Genomic DNA, 26,417 nt, shown 5'->3' on the forward strand with positions numbered 1-26,417 from the left:
CTTAGCTTTCTTGAGGAAATGAGAAAGAAGTCTATCTTGGAAAGAAAACCCTCATTTGTTTTACAAGCCAGCCTTATTGGCTCAAATGAATCGGCGAACGGTACAGTGCCCCAGGAGTTGGTGTACCGTTTTGTCGCGAATCGGTACAGTTTCACCAAACCAGATGCAAGTCCAAATATATCGAAAGTGCTTACTTTACAAGGAATAGGTATGAATTATAGCTACAAGTAATTCTGACAACTGTACCAGCCAAACGGTACAGTTTAAAAACGGTACACTTGGCACTTTACTCCCACAATTAACTATAAGCAGCTGAAATTATTAACTTATCACTTGATAAGGTATCGAGTAGGGTCGCTGCTAGCAACAATACAAACGAGGTCGATACCTAACTCCAGAGCTCATTTAGAGCCATCCTGTTTCGGCTTGCTTTGGTAGTGCCCTGCGAACCAGAACACAACACCGACACTGGCGATTGTGGCGATAAGACCAGCCAACCAAATCCATAATTCCATAACTCCTCCAGAGCCTGTGCAGCACTTATCGACCAAACACAGGCATATATCAGCAATAATTATTTGCCAGCTCCGACATCCGGCAATAATGAGTTTGCGGCACTCTTACGAATCTTATCAAGATCAGCACCATCCATCCGAGAGTGAGCTCTTTCTTCGGCATTCAGACGTGTGCCATCAACATCAAAAGCACTTCCTGCACCAGTGAGTGTATCTAGGTTAATAGAGCTAGGATCAGCAAATTGTCCGTTTGCTTGAAGAATACCTAACCACTCATCCAGATTGACTCGGTTCCAGTCAACACCTGCAATCTCATCTAAAGGTATACCACCGCACTGGGGAGCTTTAGGTGTACCCCAACTCATCCCAAGTTGCGGGCGAAGCTGTTGCTGAATGATACGAGATAATGGAGAATTAAAGCAGCAGTAAGCTTCCCTTTTCTCAATACAAATCCCAAAGGCTGTCTTATTCTTGCAATAAGTACCGACATGATGACAACTGTTCAAAGCACGCTTAGCATTCATTTGAAACTCTTTTTCTTCACACTCCCAAACAAGTTGTATCACTAACATCGTCACTACATAAGCTGTATATGCTGCCATAATACCGCTTAATACACTTGCAGCTTGCTGACCAACAATCTGCTCCATCATGCCCTCTGATGCACCAACTCCAACCTGTCCTCCAGAGCTCGACGCTGCATTTCCTAATGTTTGACCAGTCAACTCCGCTATTTTTTCCTTAAGTCCAGAGATCACCTCTGTCGCAAACTCTGTTACTGGCTGTGTAAAATTATCAACCGCACCTGAAATGTTTTCTATATATGAGGAAAATGGCTTTGTAAGCTCGGTCCAGCCAGTTAATACTGGATCACGTATAGCTTGGTAAGCGCCTTTTATTGCACTACCGTTATCAAGCGCAGTAATAGCACCATCAAGTTTTGGAACCGACATTATCAAGGTCAAATAGTCAGCCATCGAAATACCCGATGGTTTCTCACAGCAGTTCTGAGCTCCACCAACGGCTTTCTTACACTCTCCTGACTCCCCAGCGAATGCCTTACAAATTACATTCTCAGTTCCGGTAGGGTTATCGTTACCATCTGTTCCAGTACAGGTCATATCCTGTGTCATGAACTGGGCTGCGTTCAGCAATGCCGACGCCCTAGCAAAGTCGCTACTCTGGGTTTTATTGATGTCGAGACATTCATCTCCCATACACGAAATCGGGCCTCCACAGCTATACTCGGCTTCCGTCTCCAGAGTCGGCACATCCACGTCCACACCGCAGTCAAAGGTGTCTTCCTGGACATAACACAGGCCAGAATCACCCATCGCACCATCAACACACTTCGAGCTGATAAAACCGCATTGAGGGTTATCCTCGAACTCCTGGCACGAGTTCAGATTGCCGCCTTCATTGGTAGGGCATTGCTCATTTCCATCCGGATCTGTCCAGCACTCCATCGGCCCCTTGTAGAAGTCGTAGTCGGTCTGAACGCGAACCTTGGTACACAGCTTAGGTACACCCGTCAATGGAGATTCATCAAGCATGTCCTCACAGATCCGGAAGCCGTTACGCACAACACATCCTGAGGCGTCGCGATCTGTAGGCTCTTCAATACAGCTGTACTGCCCAGAGGCAAAACCATCCATGCCCCCCACAGCTGCATCCATGCAACTCTTGGGAGTCCATTTGTCTTTCACAATCGCTTTAGAACGATCGTAACGTATCTTGATACGGCCAAAACCCTCCCCTTCACCCGCAACTGACACTCGGATCTTGAATGTCACCACATCTCCCGGATTAACCTCCTTGAAGTATTGAGTTACGTCGGTATTTGGGTTCGTTGACCAACTGGTACTCAGCTCACAATTCCCCCCTGTTTCAGGCGGAAAATTGTTATTAGGTCCTTGCCAGACTTTGGTTTCCTGACCCTCTTTGCCGACCCAGACCTGCATGTAGTCATCCCATTTGGCATACTCCAACGTGGCAGAAATAATAGCGTCAGGGTTATCGACCTTTACCTGAGTGAACTCCTCATAGATCGAACACCAACCAGACCAATAGTTGTCTCCTACCTTACCAATCCAAAGCTCAATACAGTCATCACCGCAAGGCTGTATATTGAATGGCCCATCATGGTACTTGATGATCTCAGCGTCGTACTCGTGAAGCACTTCGCAGTCAGCACTACGGTCAGTAACCCGTTCGCAAGTTTGATAATCCGGAACACGGGTTTTAATAGTGGCGTTGTTGATAACCGTCTCGGCAGAACAATCTCCAAATCCCTCGGCAATGACGTCGATATTGTCATAGGTTTCTTTGCTCAGATTCATCAACGGATCATTGCTGAAATCGGGCTTTGACTGGTTCGTGGCATCGAGGAGAACCTTATAAGCAGCTCCGGAAATCGAAGGGTTATCGCTGTTAGCATCTTGCCACAGGGAGCTTTTAGTGTTGCTCCCTACGTCATCCATCCCATCACTGGAATCCCAGATATTTTCCAGGGCGTCCACATTAGGTTGTGTACCATCTGCAAAATAGTCACTGAACGGATCATCGTTATGACCGGATGTACCAGGGAACAGATCATTCACATTGATGGCTTCACCGCCGCTAAAATGAACATTGCCACCCTTGTATGATGGCTGCTCAAACCCTGCAGCCATTTCAAGGCCAAACTTTTGAGCTTCTCGACCAGTCCCAGCTGGATTTGTTGGTTGATTTGTATATCCGTGGATTGGCAACAATGACATTGTGACAATGAGCACACACGAGATAAACCTTGTTGTGGTGTGATGAACCATAGATGATACCTCCGTTTTCCATGGTTCATGCTATTTCAGTATTTAAAATTCTTACGCACCTGTAAGTGCCCATTTGTGGTGTTTTTGGCATCAAACTGTCGTACTCGTTGCTTCTTTTTTTGTGCTACTAGCTTGCGGTAAGCTTAAGCAGAAAGGGCAATTCACAGATGTTCGTTGATTCACTGATGTAAAGTAATTGCACTTACAGCTAGGACATCTCTCTATCATGGCTTCACCAGACCGCAGCTCTTGGGCTAAACACCATGCGTCTGTAATATCTAGCATCTGCCAGCGCGCTCTCTGCATACCAAGCGTTTCACTTCTGACTGCGCTGTAAAGTTTATACGCAGAATGAAGAGCATTGATGTTGATAGATCGCAATGCTGCTTTTCCTGTGATATTAAAATAGAGCTGCATTAGCAGTGATGCTTCTATCTTTGAGGTGTGACTATGGATAATTGTTGCACCACCACGAACTTTGTGGCTTTTCCTAAAGATCGTAAGTCCTTCATCTTTGAGTTCTTTATATAATCTGCGAATCTGCTTATAAGTTAGCCCGGTTTCGATCATGATAATTTGGCTTATGTAGCCTACGAGTGCCATATTCCTAGCTATGCCCCATCGTGACAAGTTACTGTTACAGCTCATATCTACCTCCAGTGCTTAAAGATTGTTGATGTTTTTTTAAGATGAGATGAGTAACGTGGCATTCGTCACTCTCCAGAATTTCTTTCACCAGTTCGGGAGAGAAACGGATTGCGAATGGCATATCCTTGACACAGGCTAAGCTACGAAGCTGGTTGTCGGTGGCTTCGGCCACCAATTTGGTTAGAGATGTAGTTACATCAAATATTTGGGCTGCTATGTCCGTATCGTCATGTGCTATTCGGCCCATGAGCAGCCAATAAGCGGAGCTGAGCCCAGCATCCTGATTATTTATAAGGCTGACGTGATCATAGTGACCTTCTAGGTACTCAATGTAGTCCTTTTCACAACCAGAGAGCTTGAAGGAGATTATGGCACCAGATGACAACAGTTTGAGTTGACTTTCGCTTGCCGAAGCCAAAGCAGCCACAGTATCCAATGGGAGAGAAAATTGTTCGGAGACTTCTTTCGGATAAAGGCTGGACAGGCTTTTCAAAAGAGTCCATAGGCACAGATCAAATTCAAATACGTTTTCATTAAATCGGGCTACGCCAAAACTCTTTTGAACATGACCTATCATTTTCGGAATCAAGGAGCTGCTATTACATGTCATTGAAACGCTCTCCTCTATCAGTTTTTTCTGACTAAGCTAGGACGAGCAATAAACAATGCTGTAACCACGACCGGAAACGCTAGTGCATATAACCATTGCTTTGTCTCAATACCGCTGAATGTTACAGTTGCTGCTACACCCAGCGTATAGCTAACTCCTACCCAATAAATTAACCTCTTCATTATTTTTATCCTTTAGTAATACGACAAATTTTTCACACCCTAGCTGTTCCAAATATTTTTTAGCTGTCTCAATTTTCAATTCACGCCTACCTCCCCTTTTTGAAATAAGAATTTCAGCGTTTACTTCAATCTGAAAATAGTTTTTTCTTACTTCCCGCAGAATCACAATTTCACCTTTGTTCTGACGGAACATTTTTAATAAATCAACATGTTTCATAAATAACCTAAATATAAATTTACACCTTCCCACTTGGGGGTCAAGTGGGAGATAAAAAAACACACATGATATTTTTTCATGAAATCATTTTATGGTCTTTTAATTTTATAGTCTGACCTTATTTTGCCTCTTAAAGCTAAGCACTTTTCATTCTCTTTCACTATGATGAGAAATAATTTCTCATACTCCTTTGAATACAGGAGAAAAGGATTCCGTCTTTGTCCAGCGATGATAGTCGCCCGAACATGTATCATCGACAATATAGACTCTGTTTTTTCCAACATAAGCTCTAGGGATTTACCGCTTGCCACAATCACTTTTCCCTCGTATTCAAGCGATACTCTTCCTACAAGCCAGGGACCTCTCCCCCTGATCATTTGTATTTTAAGTTCTTCAAGTAAATAACTTAAATCTCTATTTTTATTTATCATCTAAATTCCTCCATTCGCATTGACAAAAATAAATTCCATGTTAAATCTCAATTAGGGACATCTAAATTAATAGGGGATCAGTAATGTTCAGAGAAACAATTAAGTTTTCAGCCTTCATAGCTGCTTTGTTCTTTTGTGTCAAAGTAGCCGGAATTTTTGGTCTGATTGTTTTAATCATTGCCGTGTGCTTCTATGCCCAATGGCTCAATGGTCGCTCCCCATCTTCAACACTGAATATCAATAATGTTGAAGATAGAGCCACAACGAACAAGCTTAGAGACACTCAATCCTACTCATCAAGCTACTGTTACGGACCGAATGAGCACCCATACGATCCGCACATTAGCTCGGTTGAACGAACCTACTGACCTCTGCTTACACTCATATATCGCGCCACTGGATTAAGATACCCAGCAGCTTGATCTTTACCCGCGTCTGCGGAAGTCTGGATGATGTCGCTCATACGGTCAGCAAGTTCAGTGTCGCCAACCTCAGTTCGCATCTGCTCCCTCAAGTTGGAGACTTGCTGATCATCCCCTGTCAATGAAGCCGCGAACAACTGAGCACCTGTTTGATTAAGCCCGGCTTCGGCCCCGGCAACCGTAGCCATACTCCTAAACTCATCACCATATTGCTCAACAAACTGTTCCGCAGCTTCAACACTGTGCTCACTAGCAGCAGCCAATGCTGACGCAAAAAACATCCCTCTCTCCTGGAGACTCATTCCTTTAGCTGCTTCGGAGAGATCCGATTCACCAGTCAGCCACTCTTTAGCTGCGTTGTATCCTGATACGCCCGCTCCCATAATACCGCGACCAAGGGAAGCCATTTCTGTTAATGCCTTACCTGCACCCCCCCATTCCTGCTCAACGTATTCATCACCACGCTTAGCATCTTCAATGAATTGCTCACGCTGCTCAGAGGTCATACTGGCAAGACGACCCATTGAGCTTCCAAAATTATCAGAGAAGCCATCTACAGCAGCTCCTGCTCCACCAAATAATTTCTCGATAAATCGGCCAGCTCCTTCGGCTGTAGCGAAAACCTGAGATGAAGTTGAGGGAGCAACATCATTAGCCATAATACGGTTGCGTAGCTCCCCTAAACGTTGCCCTGTAAAATCGCTCCGATTTTGACCGTGTTGCGCGTTTACGTTATCCAGGTTCTCACCGTGAGCGGCATAAACATCGCCATCCCCTCCGGGAAGATCCGTTTTAGGTTTGGCTTTCTGCTCAGCTGTCATCAATTTAGGGGCGTTCAAGTTTTTCTCCCCTTGGGTGATTAGTATGCTATCTATTTGGGGAGCCCCGCTATCTAAATGGCTGTACCTTTGCGCCTCACTGGCATTTGCAATCGGGTTTTTAGCTCCAATTGTTCCTGCAACAATTTCCGCTGCCTGAGTTCTATGTTGCAAATCTTCTGAGTTCAGCATCGCATACAGAGCCCCACCCACTGAAGCCCGGTCTCCGTCCATACCAAGACCTTTATAATGTCGTGCTCGATTAGTTGCGGCCTGGCGTAACTCACTAGGAGCCTGCCGCATGTATTGGCTCAAATTCGCCATTGACGCCTGATCACCCAAAACCGATCCAGCAATAGCTTGCATGTCTGCTGACGTCACACTGCCCAGCACTTCTTGAGCACTTGCTAACCGCTGATAGGTATCCTGAGCAGTCAGCATCTGGGAGGCAGTATGAGTCAGTCCACGACGCTGATCCTCACCAACAGACTCAGTAAACCGCTGCGTTTTATCGTCACTAATCTGATTAGCAACATCATTGGTCAGTGCTGCTGTATCATCCTTGGAGAACCCAATGTCATTAGCAATTCGATCCAAATCCTTCGTCATTTGAGTTCTTGCGGCAGTTGAGCGGGTTTCAGCATTTGCACTGAGGTCTCCTCTCATATCTACAGGATTTTCTGCTCCAGCCGCTTTAGCAGCTTTTCTGGCAACCGAACCAGCTGGCCCCATTAAAGTAGAAGCCAACTTTCCTGCATCCACGCCAGCACTCATTCTGGCACCAATCGCACCAATAACTGCGTTGGTTTGAGATCCATCAAGGCCATGCTCTTTAGCGTACTGTTGACCAGCATTCACTATCGCTTTGGCTTGACTGCTATCAGATGCCCTCAGCATCTGCCCAAAGCTCTGGAGTCGTTGATAGGACTTGTCAGCACTATTCCCAGAGAAGAATGAGTTCGAGAGCTGATTCTGAAAAGCGTCTTGGGCAACCGCAGCTCTTGCATGTCCACTGCTTACCATTTCAGAAGAAATTTTAGAGAAATTCATTTTATCAATTAGGCCATTGGCACCTCCCTGTAAGCCGCCCTGAAGAGCATTGAAAGCGTAGGCTGGCATTTGTTGGGCCAACGGCGCAGGTTGTAGTATGTCAGGGGAAGAGATCTTCTCATTGATATGATCACCACCACTCATGCGGCCAGCCAGTGAGTTCAGTGAGTAAATTGACCCAGAAACAATGAACAAAGTAAGGACTGGTATGGCAGAAGCCATCATTCCACCTACAGCAAGATCATTGCTCATCATATCTGTTACGTGAACAATCCCCTCGAAGCTTGTTGGATCACCGCCAGAAGTGATGTAGTCCTGTAAGGAGGCAGTACTGCGGTTATAGATAAAGAGATTCACCACAGCCAAAACTGGCATCCATAGCTGAATCCAGATCAACGTCATAAAGTATTTAAAGACCAGTTGAATCCCCATCATTCCCAGCACGATGAGCAGCCCCATGAGCGGCACAATGGCGTATACCAGAGCTTCGATAAATGTCAGCATCGGCCTGACAACAGTAGCAAATACCGATTGCTCCGCAGTCCACTGAGTATTTCGCTGCTGCACCGCCTGCTCAATCATCAGTGAGGCAGTGCCTTGCTGTATGGACTCGTAATATTGTCCCATGCCCTCGGTTAACACCGGAGTTAGGATAGCTGCCTTGAGCATGTCAGAGCTAATAATTCCAGTTGCCGACAGGTCATTAAGCGCGTTGCTTGTTTCCGCCACAGGATTAACGCCACTTGTACCAGCGACGGTCAGACCCAGTAGGTAATTGATCGATTCATGAGAGGTTCCAGAGTCGAATGCCGTATCTGTGGCAACCATTAGATCAGTCCAGGCGTCAGTACAATTTGGAGTTGTCGACCCACTAGGTGACACAAAAATCTCAGTACCATAGACCGTTGACGAAAAGCGCAATGCCTCGCGCCAGGTCAGATTCTTCAAATTCGATTCGGATACGTCAGCCAACTGATAACGGATAGCGGTACAGTCAGCAACGTAGTTTCGCCAGCTACGCTGCATGTCCACTGAGCCACCTCCGACAGCACTATCCCAGCTAGCCCAGAGTGCGGCATTTCCCGCAAGCTGGCGTTGCGCACTGATCAACTCTAATGAGGACAGAAACCCTTTCCGCGTTATCTGAGGTGTAATAGTCGCAAACCCGGTCTCGAACTTGTCGGTCAGGACATAGCCGATATTCGAGATCATTCCCCCAATCGCCGCAGGTCCCATGGGTACGTTGGCAACAACACGGACATCACCAGTGTAGGCATCCTCGATTTTGACCAGAGCTGATGCCCCGAAAAACATTGCATATACAATCCAGCCGATAAGCACCTGCTGGATCTCAATACCACGCCCTCCCTGTACTACCCCCTTGACACACACAATAACCACGGAGACCAAGAGCCCGATGGAAGCCATTTTAGTGAAGTCATTCGTACCAGTGATCATCGCAACGGCAATCAGTACCTGCTCTAGTAGTGCTGAATCACCGATGCTATAAATCGTAAACTCAGGCATCATGCACCTCCACTAGAACTGGTGAGGCTGAGACGTTGCGCCTGAACATTTTTGATGATTTGATTGTAGCGAGTCACAATGTCACTGACTGAACCGTACTGCTCGACCATCTGCCGATGTTCATTCTCGATGTTTTTTCGCGCTCGCTCTAACTGAACCATCACCTCATTTTTATGCGGTGAGTCGGCATTAGATACCGCTAATTCTGCCGCCGAAATCATCTGTGTCGCTAGGTCGTACACCATCGCATTGGCAATAACAGTAGCACTTTCATCTGCAAATGAATTGGCAACACTGTCAGAGAGAACTGCCAAATTACGAATGATTGTGCCTACTGAGGCTGGAAGGTTTGTGATCAGTGCTTGCTCATCTGAAGTGATCGAACCAATATTACTCCTGTACTTGAAAACAATTCCCGGTCGAGAATTTGTTCCTGCGAACGCTTCATAAATTTTTTGACGAACGCTGGTTATGGTGACAGTTTGTCTCGCTGGCGCTAAGCAATCATCATCACAATCATAGATTTTGACTTGACCACCGCCTACAAGGTCCGAAAGGGAAACTAGCCCCCCAGGCAGGCGCGATACAGGGTTAGTATCACCTCCACTGGCATCTGCTACCAAATCGCCAACGATCACCGAACCAGTAAGTGAAAGCATCGCCTCAAGCAGGGCAGTGTCACCATATTGAAACCAGGCACTTACAGAGTTAACTTTCAGTTGCTTCCAAACAATATTACCGATCATTTCTTGATATTTGGCTGGATCGTTATTCTTCAATTTCCGTAGTGGCGTTTCTCCGTCTTGTTCTTGTACCGAACCGAACATATCGTCATAAAGCCCAGCCCCCGTAGCCTTAATAGATGCCTTGGTTTTATGCTGAATATCAAATGCTGATGTCGCGTCATTAACAATCCCTTGCGCCAATTGGCAGCTATTCGCTAAGTGCTGGTTCAATGCTTGAACCTTTTTCTGAAAGTTCTCCATCCACTTCGCTCCATCCGGGAAAACGTTATCCAGAGCCAACTGGAACGCATAACCTTTTGCGTTGGCCGCTACTGCTCGCATCATCGTGACTAGCTGCTCAGCATTAATAAATGAGAACGACCCGCCAAACATATCAACCCCACCACATCCTGCCTTCCAGGATGGCGGAGTAAAAGAAACAAGGTTCTGCTCATAGATGCGTGACTTAACGGTATAGCGCCCCCCAGTGAAGACCCCCCGACGCTGTGACTCATGGACACCAGGCAAAGTGGTATTGCTCATTTCATTGAATAAGCGATCCATTTCAGACTGTAGCCCCCCGGCGGAAACCGGGGCGGTTACTGTCGATGCAGCGATAATCGCCGCCAAAATTGTTTTCCGCATAACAGAAGCTCCATTCTTTAATGAGCTTCTATTTTCTCAGCCCTTTCATCTAATTCTTAGCTGTCTAACTGCCCCAAAAGGGTGCTATCGGGAGTAAGTTCAATTTATTTTCAACCTCTCCTAAATTGTTCTGACGCAACAACTTAAAAACTCCCCAAAAAGTCATTTTCAGGGCCTTGCGTTTCCAACTTTCCGTGAGATCTTAGATATGAAAGCAATGTTTTTTAACGGAGATAATTCAATGAATCATAAATTGATACTGTCATTGTTTACGGCAGCATTATTAGCAACAGGATGTGCTTCAACATCAGAACCACTTAGTTATAATGATGACAAAAGCCGAGCTTTGAATATCGCTCAGGCCGGAGGCATTTACGATACCAGTGATCGCATCGTACCTCGTGCTAACTACGAGGACCTCCAATGCGCTGGAAATACGCTGGATAAAACCCTGCTGTTTACCAGCTCAGCTGGCGCTGGTTTGGATCTAGCGGACGGGTTCGGAATTGGGCTCGCTCTGTCGCTGGCCGAAAACCCAACTCCGGCGAACCGCAACAGCATCATAGCCTGGATGCCTGAGAGCGATGCTGCGTCTAAATCAGAAACCGCAGAGAAGCTACGTGAGGCATTCACAAAAGCCATTGAACTATCTCTTGATGAGCTAGGCGCGAACTACGTTAAAAGCCCCGGCCACAAAGGCGAGGTAGTCGAGATCCGCTTTGATAGTGAGCCCCTTGGCTGTCCGGACTACGCTGAAAATCCAGAACTGGACTGGGGAGAACTGTGCTTCGTTCAAGCACAAATTATCGAGCCCAAAACACCAAGCCTTACCCCTGCATTCGTGAGCTCAGAAGCGACCTCTTACCGCTTTAACTCAAAAGACAAGTACCGCTATCACCGCTTCAAAGTGCTGCTTCCAGAACAAGCTCAGGGGCTCCAGGAGCCTCTGACTCGTGCAATCAGCCGCAACCTGCCTGATTGGGCGTTCATCTACATTGCCCGTGGACAAGTACAGCTGGACGAGCAAACCGTCACCGTTCCCTATCTACTGGAACAAGGCAAACCGAACCTGTTCATTCACCACGATGACGCTTAAGACAACAACAGGGGAGCTGACGGCGCTGCCTACCAGCTCCTCACAGGAGATAAAACCATGATGACTTTAACTACCGTATCCGAACGGCTCAGCAGTACCCAAAGCCGAGTATTTTGGCGTGTTGGCACCCAGCGCAAAGGTATCCTCGATGTCACCCTAGATTTTGAAAACGACGATAGCGCCCTACTCTGCGAGCTATGTGCTATCCGTCACTTACTGATTGAGAGCCAAGTGTTTGGGCGTGCGCCAGGTACAGGAAAGGGCTACAAACTGGTTGTATCAAAAGGTGCTATTAAGAAGCTGGCACGAGGAAAATCCGACAAAAAGTACGCCCAAAAGTTTGCGGCCTTCCTGCAATCTCGCTTGGCTGGAGTGCTGATCGAGGTCTCCACCAAAACGGAGTTCATGGCCGATATCAAGGTGGAAGTTACAGAGCAACTGCTGGCTGAACGTAAACACTACGCAGGCACCTTTGATACTATCGAAACGCCTGCAATGGGCACGGTTCTGGTAACAGCTCACGCTGTATCACGATACAGCGAGCGGATCACCTCAGGTAAGCCCAAAGCCCCGTGGCTGTCCTTAGTGAAGCGCATCCAGAACCCAGAGCTTCGCATTTACCCTCTTCCGGAGCGAGAGCGCCGTCGCAAAGCCAAGAAATACGGCACCGCTGACAATGTGGAGGAATGGGGCCATCCGAGCAGTGAGTTCCACTTCCTGATACTGAACGATCAGGGCACCAGAACACTCATCACCGCCTACGAACGCTAGGCCAGAAACGAAAAAAGCCGGGAACCCCGGCTTTTTTCACGATCAATGAACTGTTTCATCGACACCGAACGCTTTCTCCCAAGATTCACCGCTTTCAGCTGCATCCAGGTCGATAACGAATTCCAGCTCGATGCGATCCAGTTCCAGCGACCGCATTTCACATTGTTCAGTAACCAACTCCCGATAACGGTTTTCAGCTTCATCGTGAGATGTCGCTGAAATCGTCTCTGAAAACAGTTCCTGATGTTTGTGATTGTTGAAAGCGTAAAACATGGTGCCAACAACATCGTAGTTACGCATAGCGCATTGAGTTTGTACCGACATAACAGTCTCCTAGTACGGTTAGGCCGGGAATCCCCACCGGGATTTTTCCCGGCAAGGGTTTGTTTGATTTAATTAATTACTTTATCGACCAACGCGCCAAAAGCGGCCATTGCATCGCTATACGAGTCATAAGTACGGTCAGTGACCTGCTTAGGCAGGCCGTACTCATCTTCGTAAAGCCCCAGGAACAGACGTCCATCACTATCAGGAAGCAGAGAGACTTGATTGAACAAAGGGCTAATCTCGTCTCCAGTTGCTTGTTGATAGGTGGTTTTCATCATATCCAAAGCAGTTTCCTCAGTGATCACATCGAACAGGCTCATTAGCACACCTCCAGGCAGCGGTTAAACGCTGATAAGCGGCGTGGCTCACGAACGATCTGGCCGTCAATTGGCGCAGACTCGATGAAAGCACGAGGCGTTTTGTGAGCTTTAGGCTCATGGCTAAGCCACTCACCGACAACAGCGTTGTCACTCACTTGGGTAGGCATGACGGCCTTTACAGGCCGCTTCTTAGAAAGACCTAACGCAGCTTTAAGCAGATACAGCATTCCGCGAGCAAGCAGAGATGCTGAAACCGCAAACAGTGCGACGGTAACGATCATGACTAAGAAAAAAGTGGTTGCAGACATAGCTTCACCTCATATTTTTGAGAGAGCTATCCCCACACGGGATTAGCTCCCGAGTGGGTTCAAAGTTAATTTGCTGTTTGTTTTTGGCGACCAGCTATCGCACTTATCAGCTACAAGAGCTGAATGAGCTTCCAAGATAACAGCTTGTCCTACTTAGACAAATCGCTCCAGTTGCCTTTTTAGGGCGTCAGACTGTTCAGCTCCCGCCCCCAAGAAAGCAGATCTCCACCTAAAGAAACCATTAACCCCATTTGAGCACCAATTACGGCTCAGCCCATCAAGACGGCCACTTTCACATGTGAAAGTGGAGCCGCTCCGCCATTGAAATCAGCAACTTGATCCCCATATAAAAAGGGTTAATTAACCTCTGGAGTACCTATGACCGACAGTACAGCAATGGAAGCACTGTTCATCCAGCAGCGCTTGCAAATTATGAGCCTGGGCGTGCATCATGATGAGTTTTCTGATTCTTACCTCCACGCTTGGGAGTCTGGCACCTACCCGCTTCTGCAAGACACCGACGGCAGTGTGATCAGGATGCCTCATGAACCTTATACCGAGTTCTTCAAGACCCCAAAAGACAAAGTGCAACGACTGTTTGATCGCTTATGTACGGCATGGGACGCCAAAGAAGGACTGACGTTCTACGCCCTAGAAGATGAACTAGGCGTTCGCGGTGGTTATGGTAGTGAATGGGATCGCGTCGATCTCATCAAGATCTGCCGTTACCTGTACCTGGAGCGTTCGTTTGACGAAGAGTTCTGGAAAACCCTAATCACACCGATGGAACACCCTTCCGAAGCATCGTCTATCCTGCGCGAATTTAACCGTGAGCGTGACATCTACTTCATGTAGTCTCTTCACAGTCCCGGAGGTCTCGGTGGATCTCCGGGGCGCTTTAGCAGCACCTGCCAGAGCACACGAAAAGCATAAAAGTGAGTCGCCTGTGTTTTCTGAGTCAGATCTGACTTTCTGGCATAGTATCGGTGGATGTGTGCCCGGCCGATTTGAGGTGGCGTACTCACTCCTAGTTCATTGGCTGCAATGTCATTACACGCATTTACCAGCAGCCGAATCTGAGCTCTCCTTGTCTGCTTGCCACCATGACGTAGGTATGAATGCGACCGTTCTTTAATCCATTTTTCCACACCGAATCACCCCAAGTACGAATTTGTCACGTCAGTACGACCGTGACCCAGTTCTCTTGCTATTTGCATCCTGACCTCGCGATCAAGAGACTTTGCTGTTTCAACGCTAATTCCTTTTTCTCTGGCGATATATTTATGATGTACATTGCCATGTTTTATTCTCGCTTTGACAGGACATTTCACACCAGATAATTTCTCATATCTATTTTGAGCATACGCATGACGCTCACCGTGGAATTTAACACCCAACCTTGCCACTTCTTTGTAAGCATCCTGGCGAAACTCTTTATAGCTCTGTTCGGCTGGGATCATGCTGCGACCATTTTGAATATCCCTGGCATTCTCCAGCGCTTTAATTTGTGACTGCTCAAGAATAGGAACAACACGAGGCCGACCTCCTTTGGTCCCGTCCCTTATTTCAACAGCTCCTTTAATCTGGGCTTGATTCAGAGCTTTATTTGCATTCAGCTTTGCAGACTCTTCAAATCTAAGCCCTAGCTCTCGTTGTAAATTCAACAGCGCCCCAGTTCGCTCAGTTGCATTGTAGGTTGCTTTATCGTGGCGCTCCTGGGAAATACTTTTGTCCCCTTCACTAATGCCACTCCGTTTAGGTAAATCACCTTGCTTTACTGGATCAACACGAACCTTATTATCTCCACGCGCAATTTCCATAACTCTATTCACAGCACTTAAATAATTTTGTGCTGTAGAGGCTTTAATATCTCCAGATTCAAATCGATCTCTAAGGTGATCGGCATATTGCATCAAGTGCGAAACTTCAACTTTTCTAAGATCTTTAATTCCCTGTTCAGCTTTGGCCCAGGAACAAAATACATTCCAGCGATCATGGATCGTGCGAATAGACTCAAATGACTTGTACTCTTCTTTCAGCGCATTTAGCCCTGCGAAACCCATGTCACGACTTTTGAGGCCAAAATTTCTGACATCCGGATTCGTTCGTTCACATCGCACTGATGCACTCCTCTTAGTTGTTCTGTCGTAATTAGCCATGCCCCGAACTGGTGTTAAGTGATATGCAGTTTTTGGTGGCAGCTCTGCGTGCTGCTGGCTAAGCGGTTCTCGCCGCTACAGAGGGCAGATAAGACGATGCCCACGTCTACTTTGTTACGACCAAACATTGCTATGGCAGGGGCTCTGCTCTCAACCGTCTGGCCTGCCTGGAATGGCAAACTGACGGCAGATCCGGCTGATGTCGTCTCTGATGCCTCCCAAATTATGGGAAGGCCCCGGCGAAGCCGGGATGTTTCGCGCGGATTCCCGCGCGGAGCGAAAGCCCCGACGCCTTGAGCGGCGCGGCTTCCGTCGGGTGCCTCGTCCCCCGTCTCTGTTCCCTGACGGTAGACAGAGACGGGGGCGAAGCATCAGCTCCGCAGCAATAGCAACATCTGTTACAGGTTGTTGCTCAGGAGGAGAGCGGGTATTTTTGACTAGCTCAGGAGGGAGCCTAGAAACTGAGACCTTTGGCTGGTCGCAGGTAAGAAGCATTGTGCTGCGCAAAACGCATACAGCAATGCAGCAGCACAACGCTGCAAACAATAAGAATAGAAACATTATGTTTCCTCCGTTCTGTTAAATTTCAGGCGGAGGAGTGCCCTATCAGGGGTCACATCCCCCAGATGGGTTAACTATGTAGAGCCATTCGGCTGTAAGTATTTTGAAGTGGTTTATGCTATTTCTTTGTAACGATGACTAGCTACCAACGACCGACTTAGGGCGGTATTCCATCCTTTATGATAGTGTCGTTAGTCTGTGTGTCAACTGCTATCAAAGAGGCTTTTTAGGTTGCTTTTCGACGTAATTTTCAGTCCTATCGTCACAGCTATTAATCCAAAAGCAACTTTTCGAGGGCTTTCAAACATAACACATACAAACATACCTGTTGCCTTAATCAAAATACTATCTTGAGATAGTATTTTGATATGAGAAACATAAAGCTACGCTGCGAAGGAAAATTCATATGCCGTTTATTGGACATGACACGGTTAATGACAAACGCGTCAACATCCTTAACTACGAAGACCCGAGAGCAATATTTAAACGAGGTCAAATAGTATGTCGATACTGTAAAGAGGAATTGGTGATCAGAGGAAACTCTAGAATAAGCGTACCCAAAATACACTTCATGCACCTATCAAATGAGTGCAAAGGAGAATACAAACATCATCCAGAAAGTCCCGAACACTTATTCTTTAAAGAGCTCCTTTCAAGGGACTTAGCCAAAGATCTTGATGAGTATAGTAATGCACGTGTAGAGCTCGAATGTCCTGTTGATTCCATAAAGCGAATCATTGATGTTGCTTTTATCTTCCCTAATGGATGGGTTGTTGCCCATGAAGTTCAGTTAAGTGCGATCACACCCAATGAGTTAGAGGAGAGAACTAATGATTACAGAAAAGCAGGAATTGACGTTACTTGGTGGCTTGGGAAGCAGGCAAATACCCAAAAAAATCGCCAATGGTGCTACGAAAAACTGGGTGAGTGTCACACCATTGATTACGAAAAGCTGGTCGAACATTCAGCCAAGTGAAAAAGCTGTGAGATATGGGAGCTCTGAACCTAAATTTTTCACCTCCTTTTGGTGGTCGCTATCGATTGAAAATTCTAGTGAATTTAATTACCCAATGCTCCCTGCGGATAGACAAAGAATGCCGAATCAAACAATGATCTCGTATACACTCATTCACCGCTTACTATTTGCTACACTTCAATGCTGGGCTACAACATCGCCAATAGAAAAATCGCGATTAATGAATGGAATAGGAACCCCTAAAAGTCAAGCGCAAGCAGCAGCCCTATTAGGAGCTTGGGAAGGTGTTGGATTTTTAACGAAAGAAGGAAAAAGAAGAACTGCATCGTACAAGATAGTTGATGGCTATAAAGCAGGAAATTGGCCAGGAGCCACAAATGAGCAACGAAAACAGTGCTACCAAAGAATACTAAGAAACATACCATTGGGCATAAATCTGAATGCAGTCAAAAAAAGGGCTGTATGCTTAAAGAGAATAACTTATGAAGCCGCAGACTTTACTCTTTAATGGTAAAGCTTGAGCTAGAGAACAAATCTAGTAGCTCAACTATGAGCTATTTTCTAAAAAATTTAGGTCATTGAAACCTTCAAGCCATTTGTTATTCCACTGGCTATGATTGATAAAGGTGATAGCTTGAAATACAACACAACTCCACAGCCTTTTCCCCCGAATATTGATATGTGGCCTATAGGTTCGTCAGAACGCTTAATACATGGATGCTGGCTGTTGAGCATTATGAGGCTCCACACGTTCACCAATGAGTGTGACGAAACGCTCCAAGAAACGTACAATGAAATTAATCATAAAATAGGTGTAAATACGGTTTACATTGATCTTCTTACCTTAGGCGAGGATTACAGACATGTGTCACAAATCTTAAATATCATTGGGAACAATGAACAACCGACTTGGGTTTGGTTTACCAACTGCGACGCTCTATTAGATACTTCGCTTGCTGGTTGGCTACGATCGATTCTAACTACCTGTAATGTGGAGCATCTAAGAGTGGCTTTTATTCTCGATAATAAAACTCAGTACCGAGAAATTTTTCAAACATATTCATCGCCGCTTTACAGAGCTACTACAATATTAAACACCGTTAAAAGCATTAACTGCTAGAAAAATTACTTGTCTAAAATTTCACATTAGCAGCCTTTCTTTTTTCATCAATATAATTAGCTAAATCGATTAAGCTGACTAAATATTCAGACTTTTGTGATTCACGCCAAACGCGAACCGGTAGGCGATTAGCCGTCGCTCGATCTTTTGCAGTGCGAGGTGCTAAGCCAAAATATTTTTCAGAGATCAGTGAAAGCGGAACGACAGCCGTATTAAATTCAGCCATCAACAAAAAAATAGTATTCATAACAATCTCCATTTTCAGTTTGAGCTCAATTATTCTCGGGCATTTCAATACGCAAGACATAACGTGAATCTGCCCTCATCGGGCACAAAGAGCTCTTTTTTTGGCATCAGGACAAATCTCTGGGTGCGGGAATATATAGAAGAGGACCGAATGACCGCTCGAATTTTTTTAGTTCCTGCCAGTACCGACGCACTGTGCGAGCTGAGCGACCAGCAAGCATCGCTATCGCTTCCTGTGTGACTGTTACGCGAGTCTTCACAAGTTGCATTAGTGCTGTCTGGAGTGCTGTCATCGTTTTAGAACGGCGAGCATCAGCCGTGTTCTTCGCAGCATCGTGCTGCCTGCTGCGGATTTCTTCACGTGTTAATGTTTCTTTAGTGTTTTCAAACAGGAAGTCGGATGCAATGTTCAGGTTATTTTCAAGGTATTCAGCAATACTGTCTTTTGTGTACTTGTAATGCTTTTGATGTGCTGTTTTCAGATATGCTGCCAACTCATCTTCCGTCAAGTGTATAAATTCTGCGTTCAAAGCCTTGATCGCATCATAAGCATCTTGCGGAGAACGTTTAATGTGTTGTAAGGCTACAAAAAGTATAAAAGCATGAAGATCACGCTTTCCTTCTGGTATACCTTCGCGTCTGACATGCGAACAAATCACTGAGTAGATCCGAAACCACCACTGTCCGATGGTATGTCTGCCGTTATGTTTTGTCGGTTTTGATTGGGGTGGCTTGGCTGCTGCTTTCGCTTTTGGTCTTGGCTTCAGGTCTTCCAGACAACCTGTTTGGTGCAGCACGATTGCTTGCTGATTCTGTTCCGAACGAACAAGTAATTCTGCAAGTTCTTCGAAATCATACGTTGGACCGCCAACGAACGACCGAACTATCCGCCCACTTTTTCCGTGGAATGTTCCCGGTAGCCTCAAAACCCTAGCCGGGTCACGCGAAGCGGCAAAATCAACTATCCAATTAGCATTCGAAGGGCGTGCTTGTTTGAGTGTTCGCGCTAAAACCAAACTAATTTCCCGCCAGACTCTCACACGCCACTTATAGGCGGGAACACCCTCGTAAATCCAGTAAAGGTGCATACCGCCACTGCCGGATGCCACATAGCATGTCGGAACTGGTAGATTTCGCTCACCCAGAATTTGTAAGATCTCAGTAAACAAGATTTCCTGTTGATCCGATGAAATTACATCATGACCAAGCGTGTCAATATCGATCCAGTTGGCATGGAGCTGAGCAAGCTGTTTAGTGTTACGCCAGTCAAAAAATTGATTCGGTGAGACAAACAAGTCCAGACTACAGGTTCGCACTCCAGTTTTCGCGACGTACCCTTCGGCCTGTAGCTTAATATCAATCAGCTTAGATACAGACTTACCGGACTGCCGCCGCCCAATAGCTTGCCATGACGCGGGCCGTTTATCCGACTTGCCTGGGTTGATGTGAGGTGACCAAACATACCTACAGTATTTCTCTCTACCGATTTCAAGTAAATCAGTAAACTCAGCAGGAACTAGAGTCTCTCGATAGTGAATCTTTTGATTATTGTTATCAAGGCCGTCATTGTCTCGTAGCCATTTAAAAGATTCTGAAAATTCTGAATTGTTAGAATACACCTTGGCACTTCTCCGGTATGGAGAAGTAGTGCAATCTCAACAACTTTGACTTGTTAAAAATCCACATTTTGCTACACTAATCCTCGAATGAAAGACTAAACCCGCGAGGAGCGCCAACTCCGTTATCAGCGGGTTTTGTTTTGTCTGTCATCAAGTTTTGATTTGCGTAGCAATCTATCCCACTTTCACATGTGAAAGTGAACGTGTCCCCTTACGTGCCCCCCTAAAAAACAAAACCACCTAGCATTCAGACACTTAAGAAAAGAATCACTCCCATCGAGCATAGGCGCAATGGAAAATCGGTTAGCTTTGAAATCCTTTGATATATCAGGCCTAGACACCGTAAAACCTCAACTTATAAAAATCAATATCACCACGAATTAGCTAAAATATTGCTCAACTTCGCCCTTTCAGTCCCCCAAAGAGTAGGACAGAGGCAAGTTACAACATCGAGACACGCATTTTATCCAATGGTGAACTCAGGTTTAACACTAGGGTAATTGCAAACAAGACGTGGGTATTATACACGGAGAAGGGAAAACTCAAAAAAGCAGGGTGATCAAAACAGTTTGAGGGTTAAGTTTGACTAGGTCCAAGAAATCAAGAAGGGCCCTTTTATCAGTGCCAACAACCTTGACCGTTAAACGCGTTTGGGTCTTTTGGCAACTCCCTTAAAAGTACAACGATCGACTGTATTTCCTTTGACTCAAATGCATATCCCTTCGCAAGCATATCATCTAGTAGTGGCATTTAGTTTTTATAGACCTCATTGGCATTATTGCGATTGCTAATCTGCTGCGCCATTTTGATAAGCATTGAATAGAGTGGAGAAGCTTTACCAAGTTGGCTAAAAGCCGCACTTAAATTACTCATTAATAATAGTCCTTGCGATAATCACGTTGAGTGTAAATTGGAGACTCATAAAGGTTAAATAATCCGGAGGTAGGGTTTGGTCGCGGTAAATAATCATAGGGTAGCCATACTCAATCAGCACCATGATCACATATAAAACCGCCATCACTCGGAGCTGTGTTCGGCTGAATAAATCCACGCCCTTAAATTTGACAAACAAAGCGATAATGACAGCGTAGGTCAACAAAGGCGTAACCATAGCGATCGCTTTTTCCACCATGTCACCATAATGGTTGTAACCATTCATAAATGCCGATGTCAGCACAATAAACAGAAATAGAAGCAGAGGCAGTTTCTTCATACTTTCAAGTCGTTAGTTATAAACCTCCGCATATGTACATGGACTTATATCGAACTGCAACTGACTAAGCGATGTTTAAGACTTTGTTCCCATTATTACCAATAAAAAGAACTGGCGTACCAAGTAAAAATGCAAAGCACTAATTCTTGGTGAGATAAGAATAACCCACCCAACCTCTCTCAAAGCTAGGTGGGTTTTACTTTATGGGCCTAGATTACTGAAGGCTTTCGATTTGATCGGCGAGTTTGATTTGCTCCGATGCGCCGTGAACGATTGGGCGCAGCACATTATCACGCAGAGTTTGCTTGCCTATCTTGCGCATCGACTCCTCAAACACATGGCGGTTGTCCTTACCGACCCAGTGTTTGACTTCGCTGGTCATTTGTGGGGTAAAGATGGCGCGGCATATCTCATCAAGATGAGCGCTATTATCACTTGGGTTGGCTAAGTCTGCTAAAAACTTATCGCGATTAAATACGTAAACTGAGGTGTCTTTATGGCCCCAGTTACCTGGAATCGTCAGCGCTGAAGACATATACTCTCGACCCACCATTGGCTTAATCAGCTGTTTGGCCAAGCGATATAAGTTTACCGCAGGAGCAACAGGATTGGGGATCTGCCAAGGTTTTTTCGACTTGTTGGCTTCAATCACACTGATGTAATCGCTTGAATCAAGTTTGCTTTCTCTATTACCAAGGTAACCATTTCGGCTGGTCAGCCGTTTGACAATACGGCGCTCAAAGTCGTTGGCAAAGCCCTGCTCTTCAGCAAACTTAAACAAAGAATCAATCTGATCAAATCGCTCATTTTTATTTTGCGGCTCGAGATCAATGTTTTGCTGCTTGGCAATATGCTGCGCGACAAAGGCGGAAAAAGCCGTGTAGTTGTCTTGCTTATTAAGCGCTTTTTGTGCTTGGCCTATCACATCTAGCGTGGAACTATCGGCCTTAATCTTATCAAAGGCTTCACGATACAGCTTTCTGTAATGACCAGAGTGCTCTTGACCATATTTGAGTAGCGGCTTGCCTGCCGCTTGTAAAATCTCGCTGGCGCTTTTGTCTGGATTTTTAACCGCTGTTTGGAAGATGTTTAACCACACTTTTGGCATCGCTTGATCTTGGCTCAGTTCATAGAGCTTTTTGATCCTGCGTTGAATCACTTCAAAAGGCGTTTTTCCAGGTTCTGACCAGCGACTGATTTCCTTCTCTTTGTCTGACATCTCATCAGAGATTTCAAATATTTTGTTGGAGTACTGAGCCGCAATTTGACTTAATCCAACGCCACCAATTGTTGCGCCAACACCAGCATAAAGCACAGGAGCAATGCCTGTTCCAAGTGGTCCACCGAGTATCATGCCAAGCTGGCCGGCCGTAAGGACCGTATTACCAATGGTTTCGGCAATCACGACATTACGCTGATGACGGTTAAATTGGCTAAGAATACCTTTAACTTCGGTAAGAGCTTTATCTGAACTGTCTAACACTTTTGAGTCACGGATCTGTTGTAGCCATTCATTCAACGAGCGTGCTTCTTGAATGCCAAGACCCATTTTAGTTAGGCCAGCGACCACCATTTGTGCCTGTCCAACCACATTGAACGCATCACCCACTTGAGACAGTACACTCGTCAGGCTTTGTACCGACGTTCCGGCTAAGGCTTCTGCTGTTGCTCTGGCTTCAAAGGAAATCATGCCCCAATACATGCCACTTAAACCAGATTCAGTAAATGCTGCTGCCACATAGGCATCGGCAAACTTGGCTACCTTGTCATCTTGATTGGCTTGGAATTTTGCAATTTGTTGGAGAAGGTCATGGCACTTGGCAGAGGATGGATCAAATACCTCACTTTGGTTGTCGGTCGTTAACAACTTTTGCACATGCTCGGGAAGAACACTGACATCAAGATCGGCTTTGGTACTCATCTGCTGATTATGACCAGAGACTTCCTCTTTAAGCTGCTTGAGCTTAGCGATACTGTCTGTGAGTGTTTTAAGCTCATCGTCAGCTTGCTTGCCTGATTGTAATATGGGTTTGACCGATTCCAGAACATTGGCCTTAAATTTGAGCTGTTCAAGCAGCGCACTTTGAAGATTTTGAATTTGCGCATCATCGGTTGCATTAATCAATTGCTCTTTTAGCACCAATTCATCACTGAGCGCTTTCATAACTACGCCGCCAATATCTTCTCTTAGCGATTTTTGCTCAGCTTTTAGCTCAGAAAACGCTTCACGTGTCTCGTCAGATTCTTCTTTGGCACCTTTCCAACCTGTAAATACCACACCAGCAAATGCAGGGTAAAGTAAAGTACTTTGCGCGGCTAAAACTAAAGAGCGCGGAAGACCTGAGTTCTCCAGACTGACCGCCAGATCATCACCACCATCAATGACAAGTACTGGCCCCGACTGGTTTGGTGTAAAAGAAGTCACATTATGCACATCGCGGCCTCTAATCATTCTTTCCATCGCCACCATATGTTTAGCTCTGTGTTTTAAAAAGCCACCTTGCAAAGCTTGCTTCATTTTTTCTAGGGATGGGAAACGAAAGCTCTGCTCTAATGCGCCGCCACTCACCTTCCATGGGTGCTTTTTATTGGATGAAGGGGCAATGTCTACTTCCCATGTTTTCTCTATATCTGCTGCCAAGGCTTTATCACTAGAATAATTATCCTGTAAGTAACTTTTCAGTGATTTCAGAGAATCAAATATCCTTGGCTTGCTATATAGCTCACTGGATAGCTCCCAAGAAGAAAATCCGCGCCGCGAGATTTGCACATCAAACTCTTCACCTAAGGATGCTAACTCATCGTTCAGGGAGGCTTGACCATCTAAGCGTATGATCTGGCCATTGTCTCTGGACTTATCATGATTAAAAAGGTCGCTTTGAACAAGTTCTCGACCTGTATTTTTCACCTTTGCAATAGAAATGATATTGCTGTTACTGTTTTTGAGGAATGATTGTTGATGTGACGTTTCTTGGGAGTGTTTTACAACTGATAACATTTTTAACCTTTTATATTAGTAGCTATTATTTTGTGGATACAGTCCACAACCCTATATATGAATAGGGACGCACAATATAAATGATAATAAATCCTATTTCTATTTAAGGTGGTATTTAAATAACAGCCAATTGCAAAATACTGCCGATCATAGTGAGATTGCTTAACGCTGAAAGCGGATATTTTGCGACTGATAAGGTCTGAATTTAGAGATGAATCCATCGTTAAGACGATCATTTCTCATTCAAAAGCTGTCTTTTTCAGACAAAAAAAAGCTGGCACGGAGTGGCCAGCTAAAGTCTCATTAACAACCCATTACATACTAATTACCTTGAGGCCTTGTAAGCATAGCCAAGTTTGAAAAGTGCATAACAATCTGTCGCTTATTTTCGCCTTTTCATTAACCTTTTGCGTATGACTTCCCGCCTTAGCGTAAACACTGAATACTCAGCGACCACTTTATGTGATTGATATCTTACTATTGCGCTTTGCTATTTTTAGGCAAGATCGCGACATTCTTGGGGGTAACTAAGGTGAAAGTTACCGTCTGGATTATATAAGGTGAGAAATTGTCAGCTATAAACCACTTATCAAGCATAAAAAAATAGCTGGAAAGGAGAGCCCATTACCAGCCAAAAGCCAACACTAAATTGTAAGACAAGGTCCATCGGAGGACAGTTAAATGTTAGTTGCCGATGGAAACTAATCCATGAAAACTGGATAAAAATTCCATTCAATGTCTGGTTTTGTGGTTAACTTCCTCTACCTGAGAGGGATCTTTGATAGTTTGATTCTTTGAGGTGTGAGTAACATCATAACAGCCAGTAGCAAGTCATATCATGTTAGTTGAGTCAAAATTTCTAGTTGTTAGAAGGTTTCACAGACATAAAAAAACTGGCAGTAAGAAGACTGCCAGTAAAGTTGTACATAGTTAAAAAGACAAACATGAATGCATATAGTGCATATATCCCGATTAAGGATGAGCAAAACATACGGCATAATCAGTATGCATTCAAGCTCATAGCATTCCAATTTGCTTTGTGAGTTAGAGTATTTACTATTTTCTCTAGTTTTCGCACAAAGAAGATCAATATAAGTGATTAATTTATAACAAGTACTAAGGATTTATCTCGCCGTACACAAAAGCCTAACCTGAACCCAAATCCAAAATAGACACACTTTTTAAGTGTTTTTATCAATATGAAATCAATATAGCATCCCAATACACTCTTTTGAGTTATCCAATATTTACCAATAGGCACATATAATGAGAATAAAAACCCTAGCAGCGTGCACTGCAGCATTTATCGCCATGTCGAGCCAAGCTCAAACCTCAACCTACATCTATTGTGGCTTAAAAGATGGTAGTGATTGGGAATGGCACTTTGATAACAACGACAATTACTCTATCATTTCAGGACGATGGGCAAGAATTACCCAAGCTAATGGACGATACTTCAATGTGTTTCGAGTCAGTGAGTCTGACTTACAAGCTTTGGCATTAAGCTGCCCTGCCGGTTATCAGCCTCAGCCTGCTGATGCTGGCACCTCTCACTGGGAAGTTTTTGAGGTATTTCGGAATGATGGTTCGCGCTATATCATCGACTCATATCGAACTTACTATACTTTAGGTAGCTCGACAGTAGCCGCTAATTTTCAGCTGCGAGTCTAGCGACTACTCACTTGCCAGCCTCTGGCTGGCACCATTAAACTCTATTATTATGGACAAAAAAAATGCTGACCCGAAGTGTGAGTTGGGAGTCAGCATAGTTCCATGAAGCAAATGAAAACAATCAAAAATTACCCATAGGAGCGATTATCCTAAAACACAGGATTTAAATCTCAACACATATACGTCGCAAATGTGTTTGCTTGTTATAATTTGCACTTTACCGCACTCTTTAAAGTAAAAACGCCATTTCTTGCCAAAAGACAATGTGACCAACCTCTCTTATAGACTCAATCACCAAAAGCTAGTGAGCGAGAAGTCATCTAAGTGAGCAGTTTTGTCCAATAACATGACACATGATTAACTTGAGTCCTGTGATCACCAAGCGATTCTGTCGTACCTTAATTACCAAGCGACTTTGTCATTACGTTAACT

At 45.1% G+C, this 26,417-nt stretch carries 24 protein-coding genes; 8 read left to right on the forward strand and 16 right to left on the reverse strand.

Features of this window, described 5'->3' with window-relative positions; all coding sequences use genetic code 11:
- Nucleotides 1-574 precede the first annotated feature (574 nt).
- The 5 genes from traN to QQK21_RS04415 all read right to left on the reverse strand — a co-directional run bounded on the left by traN (nt 575) and on the right by QQK21_RS04415 (nt 5,413).
- On the reverse strand, nt 575-3,325 hold the full coding sequence (gene traN, locus QQK21_RS04395) for a conjugal transfer mating pair stabilization protein TraN (RefSeq protein ID WP_284190988.1): 2,751 nt from the start codon (nt 3,323-3,325) through the stop codon (nt 575-577).
- Between the two features lie 90 nt (nt 3,326-3,415).
- A complete protein-coding gene (locus QQK21_RS04400; RefSeq protein WP_284190989.1) occupies nt 3,416-3,973 on the reverse strand; it encodes a FlhC family transcriptional regulator in 558 nt (185 codons plus the stop codon).
- Nucleotides 3,963-4,583 carry a hypothetical protein gene (locus tag QQK21_RS04405; RefSeq protein ID WP_284190990.1) on the reverse strand — a complete coding sequence of 207 codons (621 nt, stop codon included), beginning with the start codon at nt 4,581-4,583 and terminating at the stop codon, nt 3,963-3,965. Before QQK21_RS04405 ends, QQK21_RS04400 begins: the two co-directional genes overlap by 11 nt.
- Nucleotides 4,584-4,733: 150 nt before the next feature.
- Nucleotides 4,734-4,982 (reverse strand): hypothetical protein, encoded by a 249-nt coding sequence (locus tag QQK21_RS04410; protein WP_284190991.1) that lies wholly within the window; start codon nt 4,980-4,982, stop codon nt 4,734-4,736.
- An 89-nt stretch (nt 4,983-5,071) separates the two neighbouring features.
- The gene (locus QQK21_RS04415) at nt 5,072-5,413 is read right to left on the reverse strand and encodes a hypothetical protein (RefSeq protein ID WP_284190992.1); all 342 of its coding nucleotides are present in this window, start codon (nt 5,411-5,413) and stop codon (nt 5,072-5,074) included.
- A gap of 83 nt (nt 5,414-5,496) precedes the next feature.
- Between QQK21_RS04415 and QQK21_RS04420 the strand changes: the two genes are divergently transcribed.
- Nucleotides 5,497-5,781, forward strand: a complete 285-nt coding sequence (locus QQK21_RS04420; protein WP_284190993.1) for a hypothetical protein — start codon at nt 5,497-5,499, stop codon at nt 5,779-5,781.
- Here QQK21_RS04420 and QQK21_RS04425 read toward each other — a convergent pair.
- Both QQK21_RS04425 and QQK21_RS04430 read right to left on the reverse strand, forming a co-directional pair.
- A complete protein-coding gene (locus QQK21_RS04425; RefSeq protein ID WP_284190994.1) occupies nt 5,775-9,233 on the reverse strand; it encodes a conjugal transfer protein TraG N-terminal domain-containing protein in 3,459 nt (1,152 codons plus the stop codon). The genes QQK21_RS04420 and QQK21_RS04425 overlap by 7 nt on opposite strands.
- A complete protein-coding gene (locus QQK21_RS04430) occupies nt 9,230-10,600 on the reverse strand; it encodes a conjugal transfer protein TraH (RefSeq protein ID WP_284190995.1) in 1,371 nt (456 codons plus the stop codon). The genes QQK21_RS04425 and QQK21_RS04430 overlap by 4 nt, the downstream gene beginning before the upstream one ends.
- A 241-nt stretch (nt 10,601-10,841) precedes the next feature.
- On the opposite strand from QQK21_RS04430, the gene QQK21_RS04435 reads away from it, so the two are divergent.
- Complete coding sequence (locus QQK21_RS04435; protein ID WP_284190996.1) at nt 10,842-11,696, forward strand: hypothetical protein; 855 nt, start codon at nt 10,842-10,844, stop codon at nt 11,694-11,696.
- 57 nt (nt 11,697-11,753) lie between these two features.
- A complete protein-coding gene (locus tag QQK21_RS04440) occupies nt 11,754-12,467 on the forward strand; it encodes a hypothetical protein (protein WP_284190997.1) in 714 nt (237 codons plus the stop codon).
- 42 nt (nt 12,468-12,509) lie between these two features.
- Here the strand turns inward: QQK21_RS04440 and QQK21_RS04445 are convergent, their stop codons facing one another.
- The 3 genes from QQK21_RS04445 to QQK21_RS04455 all read right to left on the reverse strand — a co-directional run bounded on the left by QQK21_RS04445 (nt 12,510) and on the right by QQK21_RS04455 (nt 13,422).
- On the reverse strand, nt 12,510-12,791 hold the full coding sequence (locus QQK21_RS04445; protein ID WP_031841449.1) for a hypothetical protein: 282 nt from the start codon (nt 12,789-12,791) through the stop codon (nt 12,510-12,512).
- 68 nt (nt 12,792-12,859) lie between these two features.
- Entirely contained in the window at nt 12,860-13,114 is a 255-nt protein-coding gene (locus tag QQK21_RS04450) for a hypothetical protein (RefSeq protein ID WP_284190998.1), read from the reverse strand.
- A complete protein-coding gene (locus QQK21_RS04455; protein ID WP_284190999.1) occupies nt 13,114-13,422 on the reverse strand; it encodes a hypothetical protein in 309 nt (102 codons plus the stop codon). The genes QQK21_RS04450 and QQK21_RS04455 overlap by 1 nt, the downstream gene beginning before the upstream one ends.
- A 378-nt stretch (nt 13,423-13,800) precedes the next feature.
- On the opposite strand from QQK21_RS04455, the gene QQK21_RS04460 reads away from it, so the two are divergent.
- On the forward strand, nt 13,801-14,277 hold the full coding sequence (locus tag QQK21_RS04460) for a hypothetical protein (protein ID WP_284191000.1): 477 nt from the start codon (nt 13,801-13,803) through the stop codon (nt 14,275-14,277).
- 25 nt (nt 14,278-14,302) lie between these two features.
- Nucleotides 14,303-14,557 (forward strand): hypothetical protein, encoded by a 255-nt coding sequence (locus QQK21_RS04465; RefSeq protein WP_284191001.1) that lies wholly within the window; start codon nt 14,303-14,305, stop codon nt 14,555-14,557.
- A 19-nt stretch (nt 14,558-14,576) separates the two neighbouring features.
- On the opposite strand, the gene QQK21_RS04470 is transcribed toward QQK21_RS04465, so the two are convergent.
- Complete coding sequence (locus QQK21_RS04470) at nt 14,577-15,542, reverse strand: integrase domain-containing protein (RefSeq protein WP_284191002.1); 966 nt, start codon at nt 15,540-15,542, stop codon at nt 14,577-14,579.
- A 250-nt stretch (nt 15,543-15,792) separates the two neighbouring features.
- Here QQK21_RS04470 and QQK21_RS04475 point away from each other — a divergent pair, with 250 nt between their 5' ends.
- Both QQK21_RS04475 and QQK21_RS04480 read left to right on the forward strand, forming a co-directional pair.
- Nucleotides 15,793-16,164 carry a hypothetical protein gene (locus tag QQK21_RS04475; protein WP_284191003.1) on the forward strand — a complete coding sequence of 124 codons (372 nt, stop codon included), beginning with the start codon at nt 15,793-15,795 and terminating at the stop codon, nt 16,162-16,164.
- A gap of 384 nt (nt 16,165-16,548) precedes the next feature.
- Nucleotides 16,549-17,118, forward strand: coding sequence for a competence protein CoiA family protein (locus QQK21_RS04480; RefSeq protein ID WP_284191004.1), 570 nt, complete (start codon nt 16,549-16,551; stop codon nt 17,116-17,118).
- A 1,133-nt stretch (nt 17,119-18,251) separates the two neighbouring features.
- Here QQK21_RS04480 and QQK21_RS04485 read toward each other — a convergent pair.
- From QQK21_RS04485 to QQK21_RS04505, 5 genes are all read right to left on the reverse strand, one after another.
- Nucleotides 18,252-18,485: a pyocin activator PrtN family protein gene (locus QQK21_RS04485; protein ID WP_284191005.1), complete on the reverse strand. Its 234-nt coding sequence runs from the start codon at nt 18,483-18,485 to the stop codon at nt 18,252-18,254.
- A gap of 106 nt (nt 18,486-18,591) precedes the next feature.
- The gene (locus tag QQK21_RS04490) at nt 18,592-20,103 is read right to left on the reverse strand and encodes a hypothetical protein (RefSeq protein WP_284191006.1); all 1,512 of its coding nucleotides are present in this window, start codon (nt 20,101-20,103) and stop codon (nt 18,592-18,594) included.
- 750 nt (nt 20,104-20,853) lie between these two features.
- Nucleotides 20,854-20,976, reverse strand: a complete 123-nt coding sequence (locus tag QQK21_RS04495; protein WP_284191007.1) for a hypothetical protein — start codon at nt 20,974-20,976, stop codon at nt 20,854-20,856.
- Nucleotides 20,969-21,316, reverse strand: a complete 348-nt coding sequence (locus tag QQK21_RS04500) for a hypothetical protein (RefSeq protein WP_284191008.1) — start codon at nt 21,314-21,316, stop codon at nt 20,969-20,971. The genes QQK21_RS04495 and QQK21_RS04500 overlap by 8 nt, the downstream gene beginning before the upstream one ends.
- A 214-nt stretch (nt 21,317-21,530) precedes the next feature.
- Nucleotides 21,531-24,314 carry a hypothetical protein gene (locus tag QQK21_RS04505; RefSeq protein ID WP_284191009.1) on the reverse strand — a complete coding sequence of 928 codons (2,784 nt, stop codon included), beginning with the start codon at nt 24,312-24,314 and terminating at the stop codon, nt 21,531-21,533.
- 1,266 nt (nt 24,315-25,580) lie between these two features.
- Between QQK21_RS04505 and QQK21_RS04510 the strand changes: the two genes are divergently transcribed.
- Nucleotides 25,581-25,985: a hypothetical protein gene (locus QQK21_RS04510; RefSeq protein WP_284191010.1), complete on the forward strand. Its 405-nt coding sequence runs from the start codon at nt 25,581-25,583 to the stop codon at nt 25,983-25,985.
- Nucleotides 25,986-26,417: the final 432 nt, after the last annotated feature.

This window comes from Vibrio zhanjiangensis, assembly GCF_030161235.1.
GTDB classification, from domain to species: Bacteria; Pseudomonadota; Gammaproteobacteria; order Enterobacterales; family Vibrionaceae; genus Vibrio; species Vibrio zhanjiangensis.

What these genes read in the sequence shown, in the direction of transcription:
- traN (WP_284190988.1), bottom strand. Translation starts at nt 3,325, where the DNA reads ATGGTTCATCACACCACAACAAGGTTTATCTCGTGTGTGCTCATTGTC.
- QQK21_RS04400 (WP_284190989.1), bottom strand. Translation starts at nt 3,973, where the DNA reads ATGAGCTGTAACAGTAACTTGTCACGATGGGGCATAGCTAGGAATATG.
- QQK21_RS04405 (WP_284190990.1), bottom strand. Translation starts at nt 4,583, where the DNA reads ATGACATGTAATAGCAGCTCCTTGATTCCGAAAATGATAGGTCATGTT.
- QQK21_RS04410 (WP_284190991.1), bottom strand. Translation starts at nt 4,982, where the DNA reads ATGAAACATGTTGATTTATTAAAAATGTTCCGTCAGAACAAAGGTGAA.
- QQK21_RS04415 (WP_284190992.1), bottom strand. Translation starts at nt 5,413, where the DNA reads ATGATAAATAAAAATAGAGATTTAAGTTATTTACTTGAAGAACTTAAA.
- QQK21_RS04420 (WP_284190993.1), top strand. Translation starts at nt 5,497, where the DNA reads ATGTTCAGAGAAACAATTAAGTTTTCAGCCTTCATAGCTGCTTTGTTC.
- QQK21_RS04425 (WP_284190994.1), bottom strand. Translation starts at nt 9,233, where the DNA reads ATGATGCCTGAGTTTACGATTTATAGCATCGGTGATTCAGCACTACTA.
- QQK21_RS04430 (WP_284190995.1), bottom strand. Translation starts at nt 10,600, where the DNA reads ATGCGGAAAACAATTTTGGCGGCGATTATCGCTGCATCGACAGTAACC.
- QQK21_RS04435 (WP_284190996.1), top strand. Translation starts at nt 10,842, where the DNA reads ATGAATCATAAATTGATACTGTCATTGTTTACGGCAGCATTATTAGCA.
- QQK21_RS04440 (WP_284190997.1), top strand. Translation starts at nt 11,754, where the DNA reads ATGATGACTTTAACTACCGTATCCGAACGGCTCAGCAGTACCCAAAGC.
- QQK21_RS04445 (WP_031841449.1), bottom strand. Translation starts at nt 12,791, where the DNA reads ATGTCGGTACAAACTCAATGCGCTATGCGTAACTACGATGTTGTTGGC.
- QQK21_RS04450 (WP_284190998.1), bottom strand. Translation starts at nt 13,114, where the DNA reads ATGAGCCTGTTCGATGTGATCACTGAGGAAACTGCTTTGGATATGATG.
- QQK21_RS04455 (WP_284190999.1), bottom strand. Translation starts at nt 13,422, where the DNA reads ATGTCTGCAACCACTTTTTTCTTAGTCATGATCGTTACCGTCGCACTG.
- QQK21_RS04460 (WP_284191000.1), top strand. Translation starts at nt 13,801, where the DNA reads ATGACCGACAGTACAGCAATGGAAGCACTGTTCATCCAGCAGCGCTTG.
- QQK21_RS04475 (WP_284191003.1), top strand. Translation starts at nt 15,793, where the DNA reads ATGCCTCCCAAATTATGGGAAGGCCCCGGCGAAGCCGGGATGTTTCGC.
- QQK21_RS04480 (WP_284191004.1), top strand. Translation starts at nt 16,549, where the DNA reads ATGCCGTTTATTGGACATGACACGGTTAATGACAAACGCGTCAACATC.
- QQK21_RS04485 (WP_284191005.1), bottom strand. Translation starts at nt 18,485, where the DNA reads ATGAATACTATTTTTTTGTTGATGGCTGAATTTAATACGGCTGTCGTT.
- QQK21_RS04495 (WP_284191007.1), bottom strand. Translation starts at nt 20,976, where the DNA reads ATGAGTAATTTAAGTGCGGCTTTTAGCCAACTTGGTAAAGCTTCTCCA.
- QQK21_RS04500 (WP_284191008.1), bottom strand. Translation starts at nt 21,316, where the DNA reads ATGAAGAAACTGCCTCTGCTTCTATTTCTGTTTATTGTGCTGACATCG.
- QQK21_RS04505 (WP_284191009.1), bottom strand. Translation starts at nt 24,314, where the DNA reads ATGTTATCAGTTGTAAAACACTCCCAAGAAACGTCACATCAACAATCA.
- QQK21_RS04510 (WP_284191010.1), top strand. Translation starts at nt 25,581, where the DNA reads ATGAGAATAAAAACCCTAGCAGCGTGCACTGCAGCATTTATCGCCATG.